Below are 3300 nucleotides of genomic sequence, written 5' to 3' on the forward strand. Positions count from 1 at the left end.
GCTGGGTAAAGATCGCCAGCGCGACGGCGCCAGCGTTCTGCAGGGGAAGCCGGATGAAGTCCGGGAGCTTATCGACGCCTCGCCCTACGCCAAAAAGTACACTTCCGGCGTTCTGTCTTTTGCCGAACAGGATTTACCGCCCGGCCAGCGCGAAAAGCTGATGGCGAGTTTCGAGCGGGTTCTGATGCCCGGACTCGATAAAGACCAGTACAGCGTGCTGTGGGTTGAGCACCGGGACAAGGGGCGGCTGGAGCTGAACTTCCTGATCCCGAACACGGAGCTTCTGACCGGCAAGCGGCTACAGCCGTATTACGACCGCGCCGACCGTCCGCGCATCGATGCCTGGCAGACCATAGTGAACGGCAGGCTGGGGCTGCATGACCCGAACGCGCCGGAGAACCGGCGGGTGCTGGTCTCGCCTTCCGCGCTGCCGGAAGCGAAGCAGGAAGCCGCCCAGGCGATTACGAGCGGCCTGCTTGCCCTTGCCTCATCCGGGGAGCTGAAAACGCGTCAGGACGTCACTGAGGCGCTGGAAAGCGCAGGTTTTGAGGTGGTGCGCACCACAAAAAGCAGCATCAGCATTGCCGACCCGGACGGGGGGCGAAACATCCGACTGAAGGGAGCCATCTATGAACAGTCTTTTAACGCTGGCGAAGGACTTAGAGCAGAAATCGAAAGCGCAGCAGCAGACTACCGGCGAGATGCTGAAAGCCGCATTCAGCGAGCACGAGAAGTCTGTCAGAGCGGAACTGAGCGAAAGCGAGAAGAGAATCAGCGCCGCCATCCTCGACCACGACCGGAAGCTGTCCTCAGCCATGAGCCAGCGCACGAAAGGGATGCTGCGCATGGTCAGCCAGACGTGGCTGACCATCGTTCTGGTCTCCGCGCTGCTGATAGCGTCGAGCGCGGGCATTCTGTGGTGGCAGGGGCAGCAGATACTCGAGAACTATACGACCATCCGGGAGCAGAAGAGCACGCAGGCCATGCTGTCAGAGAGGAACAGCGGCGTACAGCTCTCGACCTGCGGCGAGCAGAGACGCCGCTGCGTGAGGGTGAACCCGGAAGCGGGACAGTTCGGAGAGGACTCGAGCTGGATGATACTGGCGGGGAAATAGCACATGACGGAGCTGGAAAAACAGTTGCTGAGCGCATTAGAGCAGCTACAGCAGGACTACTCGAAAAGGCTGGACGAGTGGGAGAACGCCTTCGCGGAATGGCGGACGATGTCTGGTCTTATTCAACGGGAGAACGCGGCGCTGAACGAGCGCGTCACGGTCTTGAGCAGGCAGGTGCAGAGTTTGAGCGAGCAGCTGCGCCGGTTGTCGAAAGGCTGAACGCGATAGAAACTCACCGGCAGCAGGAGCGGGCGGTGCAGCACCAGAAAGCGCTGGAGCTGGAACGATCGCAGTGGCAGCATCATGGTCCTTCGCTATGATAAGCCGGGTTCTATTAATTAGTTGTTATGTAAAGATATTTAAATTTTTCAACATGAGGTATTTTTATGAATACATATATTTTCCTGGGAGGGGCTATTGTGGCTGAAGTCATAGGCACCACCTTTATGAAATATTCAGAAGGATTTACACGCCTGTGGCCGTCTGTAGGAACTGCAATAAGTTATTGCGCTGCCTTTTATCTGCTTTCCCAAACATTGGAAAATATACCTACCGGTATTGCTTACGCAATTTGGTCTGGTGCGGGAATTGTACTAATAAGCCTAGCTGGTTGGTTGGTTAGCGGTCAAAAACTTGATTGGCCCGCAATTGCAGGAATGTTCCTTATTTGCGTTGGAGTTTTGGTTATTAATATTTTTTCAAAATCTTCTGCGCATTAACTTTTTACCGAAGCATATTGGCCAAAGCAAAAGGATTTCCTTGAGATCCTTTCTTTCTGCGCGTAATCTTTTTCCCTGTAAACAAAAAAACCACCGCTACCAACGGTGGTTCGTTTGCCGGAATTCAGAGCTACCAACTCTTTGTTCCGATGGTAACTGGCTTTCACGGAGCGCAGATACCTAAACTGTCCTTTCAGTGTAGCCGCACTCAGGCTTTCACTTCAAGAACTCTGTAGGCATTCTCTACAATCTCTGCTCCGTGAACCCAGTTACCAATGGCTACCGCCACTGGCGATTTGTCGTGTCTTTCCGGGTTGGACTCAAGTTGATAGTTACCGGAACGGGCGTGGTAGTCGGACTGAACGGGGGGTTCGTGCATACAGTCCATCCTGGAGCGAACTGCCTACCCGGAACCGAGTTTCAGGCGTGGAATGAGAAACCGCGGCCATAACAGCGGAATGACACCGGTAAACCGAAAGGCAGGAATGCGGGGGAGCACGAGGGAGCCACCAGGGGGAAACGCCTGGTATCTTTAAGCCGCATCGGGTTTCGCCACCGCTGATTTGAGCGTCATTTTCGTGATACTCGTCAGGGGGGCGGAGCCTATGGAAAAACGGCAACTCCGCATCCTTTTCTTGGCCTTTCCTGCTTCGAGCGGCATTTGCTTATCCCGTAATCTGTGAGCTGGTAACGCCCGCCGCAGTCTCACGGCAGGAGCGTAGCGACCGAGTGAGCGAGGAGGCGTCATTTCATCACCACCTGCATTTTGCACTTACGCCCGGCAGCCGCATTTTTCCCCTGTCACATGAAGCACTTTCATAAATTACCACTCCGTCATAACATGTTTAGCCAGTATACACTCCGCTAGCGCTACGTGACTGGTTCAGGGCTGCGCCCCGAAACCCGCTAAAACCACTGCCGCGCCTGCGGCTTGTCCAACACCGTGCCGACCGGGAAAAGATTTCCCGTCCGTCCCGGCGTTATCAGGAGGCCGGATTGGCAGACAAACGCAGCAAAATGCTCACCATGTGGGTGACTGAGGACGAGCACCGGCGTCTGCTGGAGCGCTGCGAGGGTAAGCAACTCGCGGCCTGGATGCGGCAGACGTGCCTGGACGAGAAGCCCGCACGCGCCGGCAAACTTCCGTCGATCTCGCCGGCGCTGCTTCGTCAGCTTGCCGGCATGGGGAACAACCTTAACCAGATTGCCCGCCAGGTTAACGCCGGTGGTGGAAGCGGACACGACCGCGTGCAGATTGTCGCCGCGCTGATGGCCATCGATGCCGGACTCGAGCGGTTGCGGCATGCCGTACTGGAAAAGGGTGCTGATGATGATCGTTAAGTTTCATCCTCGGGGGCGCGGCGGCGGCGGCGGGCCGGTCGATTATCTGCTGGGTAAAGATCGCCAGCGCGACGGCGCCAGCGTTCTGCAGGGGAAGCCGGATGAAGTCCGGGAGCTTATCGACG

The 3300-nt window shown here is 56.5% G+C and carries 5 protein-coding genes and 1 pseudogene; 5 read left to right on the plus strand and 1 reads right to left on the minus strand.

Annotation, left to right across the window (positions count from 1 at the left end; all coding sequences use genetic code 11):
* Positions 1-160 precede the first annotated feature (160 nt).
* The 4 genes and pseudogenes from QMN93_RS25630 to QMN93_RS25645 all read left to right on the plus strand — a co-directional run.
* Positions 161-595, plus strand: a pseudogene (locus tag QMN93_RS25630) (relaxase/mobilization nuclease domain-containing protein); the annotation flags it as partial.
* Positions 596-629: 34 nt separating this feature from the next.
* Positions 630-1115 (plus strand): MbeB family mobilization protein, encoded by a 486-nt coding sequence (locus QMN93_RS25635; protein ID WP_025367738.1) that lies wholly within the window; start codon positions 630-632, stop codon positions 1113-1115.
* 3 nt (positions 1116-1118) lie between these two features.
* Positions 1119-1334, plus strand: a complete 216-nt coding sequence (locus QMN93_RS25640; RefSeq protein ID WP_024195375.1) for an MbeD family mobilization/exclusion protein — start codon at positions 1119-1121, stop codon at positions 1332-1334.
* Positions 1335-1501: 167 nt separating this feature from the next.
* Entirely contained in the window at positions 1502-1834 is a 333-nt protein-coding gene (locus tag QMN93_RS25645; protein ID WP_001099531.1) for an EmrE family multidrug efflux SMR transporter, read from the plus strand.
* Between the two features lie 208 nt (positions 1835-2042).
* Here QMN93_RS25645 and QMN93_RS25650 read toward each other — a convergent pair whose 3' ends face one another.
* Positions 2043-2213, minus strand: a complete 171-nt coding sequence (locus QMN93_RS25650; RefSeq protein ID WP_004193911.1) for a hypothetical protein — start codon at positions 2211-2213, stop codon at positions 2043-2045.
* Positions 2214-2851: 638 nt separating this feature from the next.
* Here QMN93_RS25650 and QMN93_RS25655 point away from each other — a divergent pair.
* Positions 2852-3175: a MobC family plasmid mobilization relaxosome protein gene (locus QMN93_RS25655; protein ID WP_004193914.1), complete on the plus strand. Its 324-nt coding sequence runs from the start codon at positions 2852-2854 to the stop codon at positions 3173-3175.
* Positions 3176-3300: the final 125 nt, after the last annotated feature.

Origin of the sequence: Enterobacter sp. R-1.6.2 (assembly GCF_035064085.1) — a bacterium.
Classification (GTDB): Bacteria; Pseudomonadota; Gammaproteobacteria; order Enterobacterales; family Enterobacteriaceae; genus Enterobacter; species Enterobacter asburiae_B.